Genomic DNA, 4,903 nt, shown 5'->3' on the forward strand with positions numbered 1-4,903 from the left:
CTCATAGAATGCCCGCTTCAGGTCATCACCCTGCAAACCACTCATGGACAAGATATCGACAACATCGACTGCAAGAACAGGTCTGATCAGGGAGCCGATGTTCGGTGCCCAGGTAAGTCCTGCGTCCAGTCTCCAATCGGTTTCGATCTCGAATTCTTCACTGGTGAATACAGAATCAGGACTCTCATCGTCGTCACCAAGCCCTGCCTGGAGTACTTCCTCATCCCAATCAATCAATGATTGATAGGTGGTCATCTTATAGTTGCCATTAAAGTTCTTTGCAGCTGCAGAGAAGGTCAATCCAACTGGAAGATTCACATTCACACCAGCAGAGATTGGCATCGCATAACCTGCGATTAGGGGAGTATTGCTAAGGAAAATTTCATCAATTTCCTTGCTCCCATCAATCAGTGATGTAGCAATTCCCGAGTTTATAGCCTCAAAGTACCCTTTATAAACCGCCTTAGCTGTTACACCAAGGTCAATGCTGATCTTATCAGGTACAAGACCAATCCTGAACCCAAGGCCAGCGGTGGCAGCTGTGGTTACCTGTGCAATTAGATTCAAACTACTTGAGTCTCCATCAACCTGATAACTCATCAAACGTTCCTGCATCTCGAGAGCCAACCCGAAACTACCAATTGTAAGTACCGTTGAAACATCAGTAGTTAATACATCCCCGTACCCAATATCAAATATATTCAGGAATTCGGAAGCAGCATTAGCATAATCTTCTTCTCCGATTGCATCAATCAAATCACTTTCAAGAATAGCTTTCGGATTATATGCTGTTACGGTCACAGAAGGTAGCGTAAATTTGAATCCTGATTTCGCCAAGTTGGCAGGGTTAACCAAGAAGCTGTCATGATATCCTCTAACCCCTAACCCAGCACCACCCATACCAAGAAGGCGTACACTAGTACCGACAAAGGGTTCTCCTGCTTGCTTATAACTGCTTGCTGTAGCAGGATCATAGTCACTCGCTGAAGCAAATACCATGGAAGAACCAACAATCAACATAAAAATTAAGGCAATAATAAACGTCTTTTTCATGATATTCACCTCCTACTCCTCATCCTCTGCGAACCACTCTTCAATGGTGGTGGGTAATTCATCCAACAGTTCATTAAGATCTGCATTCTCAAAACCGGAAATTTCTACGAGGACCTTTATTCTTTCAACAAGGTTTTCAAGTTTTGACTGCATTCCTGCTGACTGTAAATAATCTCCCATTCCTCCAAATATCTCTTTCATAACAGCAATATCAAGTGTATCCGGCGGATCTTTCTCCATACTCAAATTGCCCGCACTAAGCTTTTCATTATCATTCATGAACTCCTGATACGCTTCAGCCATGGATTCGTAAGGAAAACTTTCAGAATTATAAACATCATAATTCTGATAATAGTCATCAATGGTCGTGGTCATGAAAGCCAAGAAATATTTGACCAGAGTACCTACATTAACTTTCTTTCTCTCCTCAAGTGAAAGCCGTCCTTCACTGTAGAAGGCCACTGCCTGGTTCAAGGAAGCTAAGTAGACCTTCTGCTTTCGTAGGAAGCTTCTGTAATCTTTCAGCTCGTATGCATGATTCTCACCAGAACCCGTAATCCCCATTACCTTTACTATCTTTGGTACTAGAGTATTCAAGGTATCTAAGCCAATACTGTCTTCAATACCTTGAAGGCTTTCTCCTGGTTCATCATCTGCTGTCCTTGAAGTGGCTTTGCCATCGCCAGCAAGCCCCATCAAGCCATCAATCAAATCACCAGAGAAGTTTATAGTAGAAATACCACTCAACTCTTCAGCAACCTTTGCAGTAAAGAGTGCTTCACTAAGAATATCCATTGCCTTTTCTTCAGTAATAACACTGTCATCGATATCTCCAGAATCATTCTTGGCCGCTGCTACAGTATTGGAAACCAAATTAGTCATCAACTGTAGAACAGCCATATCGCCTTGAGTCAGCTCATCTTCATCTGTAATAGGATCAAACTTCATTTCTTCGATAGCAGCTTTAATATCAGGATCAGTAATGTCATCAGCTATGGCAGTAATACTAGCATTAAACACGGTAACTGATGCTTTCGCTGTATTTTTCTGTTCCGGTGTTACGTCTTTAGCCATATCCACCTTAAACTTGTCAAGGTTTTTCGGTGAAGATATTGCTTCTGCGATGTCAGTAGCATATTCCTCCTGCTCTTCTTTTGACTGAGGTGCAATTATGGAGAGAGTACCATCACTTAAGTCTCCCGAATCAACATCAACTTCAATATCAATTCCAAATGTTGAGGTAGAAATAGTCTTCTTTGATGCATCCAAAGTACTAGTTGCTACAGTTGCAGTACCAGTAGTACCTGAGGAGGTACCAATAGCGACAGTAACATCAGTTACACCTTCTGCAGCCCCTAAATCTGCTTCAATCAATCCGCTATCAATATACACATTGTCACTAAATCCACCCATGAATTCTGTGATATTCTCTAGACTGGCATCACATGAGGTAAATGCCAATGTCAGCAGCAGTACCAACAAAATTGGTATTAAGGCCTTCTTCATATCGTCCTCCTCCTGAGGGGAATCCCTTCGTATCGTTTCACTCCCTCACCTCTTCAAGTAAAGGCTATCAGTCCATTTTTCCTAGGGTATGTCATACCCTGTACTAGTAAAACGTCTCTACAGCCAAAGCGTTACACATTTTATGCTAGTTGTCTACTCTGAAACTCCAAAGGACAAGCGGAATTATTATTTATCCACTTGCCCTTTGATTCCTACTCAATTAGTTAGACACTCATTATTTGAAGAACAGGTTTTTGACTACCTCAAGGTTTGCCTTTCGATTGGCTTCTTCACTCTCATACAGCGTGGCAATTCTGTCCTTATAGAACTCGGCTGTCTTGTAGCGAACCAGCTTCATGGTAGAGTTTACCAGTCCATCTGCTTCGCTGAAGGGTTTCTCTATCAAGGCAAACCGAGTGGGAATCCACATATCAGGAATAGCTGTGGCATGAGTTTCATAGGAGTGAAGCTCTGCGATGATTCCATCAAGCGCCTGTTCGGGAGTCGAATATCCTTTATCCTGAATCAGTGAGGTAACATCACTCTCATTGAGGGTAACCAGTGCAGTGGTTATAACCTGATGATCGTTGTACACCATCAGTTGGTTGATGATGGACAAGTGATTGATCATCACCTCCTCGATCTCCTCAGGGCTGTACTTCTCTCCATCCTTGCCAATAAGGAGGGCCTTCGCCCTACCGGTAACCACCAGGAAGCCATCTTCATCATAGTAACCAAGGTCCCCTGTCCAGAGCCAGCCATCTTTAAGAACCTCAGCACTTGCCTTGGGATTCTTGAAATAGCCCTTCATCACATTCTCACCCTTGATGACAATCTCTCCGCGTTGACCAGTCTTTGCCTCGGTGGTCTCATCCACCATGATCTTACAGATCTCACTTTTCGCAACCATCCCGCTCGTACCAAACTTGTATCGATGTGGTGAATTGCTGCTGATAATCGGGGCAGCCTCAGTCAGACCATATCCCTGGAATACGGGAACTCCGATAGCAGCAAAGAACTTCTGTTGTTTTGCCTCCAGAAGTGCTCCTCCTCCTACGCAGTAGAGCATGCGATTCCCAAAGATTTCTCTGAGCTTCGGAAAAACCAGGAGGTTCGCCAAGGTGTAGGGGAACCAGGTCTTGATTTTCACCCAGGCACCTCCTTTGTGGAAGCCGTCCCCATTACGGAGGATTCCAGCCTCAAGCCCACGGTTGAAGATACCTTCAACAAAGGGTCCTTTCTGATGAATACCCTGCATCATCTTCTTCATGAAACTTCCCGTGATAGAGGGAACAGTCATAAGGAAGGATGGATTGACTTCTACGAGGTTCTTCGGGAAGTTCCTGATGATCGAGGCATTTGAACCCCTGGAATCGACAAAGTGCAGGGTAATTCCCCTAATCAGCGCAGTGTAGATACCAACCGTGTGTGCAAAGCTATGGTCAACAGGAAGAACCACCAGTGTCTCCATACTCGCATCAGGAAGCTTGAACAGGTCAATGGCATCATGCACATTTACATAGTAATTAAGATGGGTAAGCATGATACCCTTTGGATTACCGGTAGTCCCACTGGTGTAGCAGATGTTGATCGTATCATTCTCATCAATGGACTCTTCAGCGTCCTTAACCAAACGAGGATTCTGCTCCAGAAGATTTGCCCCATCAAGCATAAGGGTCTCCCAGGGGACGTAGTTCACATCCTGCTTCCAATCTGCTTCCCGAACCTGCTTTTCCAATCGCTCGTCCTGCTCATCGAGGTAGATGAACATCACAGGATGATCAAACATGGGAAGGGCCTTTACTGCATTACCGAGGGTATTTGAAGAGACTGCAAAAGCAACCGCTTCACTATGGTTTATGCGGAACGCAATTTCCTCAGGAGTAAGCTTAATGGAAAGCGGTACACTAATCATCTTCGCCTTGATCAGGCCAAGTTCACAGGTAACCCAACTACTCTTTCCCTCACTGAGAATGCCTATGGTATCCTCTGGCTTGAATCCATGGTTGAGCAGATATGCAGCCACATAATCAGACTCCACATCAGTCTTCTTGAAAGAACAAGCAACCCAGCCTGCATCAGTCTTTGTATTGGTATAGGTACGATCACCATAACGTTTCGCAGCCTCGTGCAGCATCTCTATGATAGTTCTTTTCATTATTTTCCTCTTCCTCAGCTAGTAGTCTTTACTAACACTTATACAACCCAAATTCCCGAAGTTTTGTAACTATGAGAGCGGACAATCAGTCTCGAACGGATCTTCATCCCCTACATTCATCAGCTTGCCTTTCCATGGATACTCAACACTGAACAGATCGAAGATGAGCCGCTGAGCCTTCGTGGG

General features: G+C 44.3%; 3 protein-coding genes. All 3 read right to left on the bottom strand.

Translation table 11 applies throughout. The features are described from left to right. On the bottom strand, positions 1-1,053 hold a 1,053-nt coding region (locus JF818_RS01065), incomplete at its 3' end, for a hypothetical protein (protein ID WP_198890145.1). 12 nt (positions 1,054-1,065) lie between these two features. Then, positions 1,066-2,559: a hypothetical protein gene (locus JF818_RS01070; RefSeq protein ID WP_198890146.1), complete on the bottom strand. Its 1,494-nt coding sequence runs from the start codon at positions 2,557-2,559 to the stop codon at positions 1,066-1,068. A gap of 235 nt (positions 2,560-2,794) precedes the next feature. After that, positions 2,795-4,717: a long-chain fatty acid--CoA ligase gene (locus JF818_RS01075; protein WP_198890147.1), complete on the bottom strand. Its 1,923-nt coding sequence runs from the start codon at positions 4,715-4,717 to the stop codon at positions 2,795-2,797. Positions 4,718-4,903: the final 186 nt, after the last annotated feature.

The sequence above is a fragment of the Sphaerochaeta sp. S2 genome (genome assembly GCF_016406725.1).
Taxonomy (GTDB): domain Bacteria; phylum Spirochaetota; class Spirochaetia; order Sphaerochaetales; family Sphaerochaetaceae; genus Sphaerochaeta.

Bases quoted from the DNA above. Each gene is read 5' to 3' on its own strand.
- JF818_RS01070 (WP_198890146.1), bottom strand. From the start codon at position 2,559: ATGAAGAAGGCCTTAATACCAATTTTGTTGGTACTGCTGCTGACATTG.
- JF818_RS01075 (WP_198890147.1), bottom strand. From the start codon at position 4,717: ATGAAAAGAACTATCATAGAGATGCTGCACGAGGCTGCGAAACGTTAT.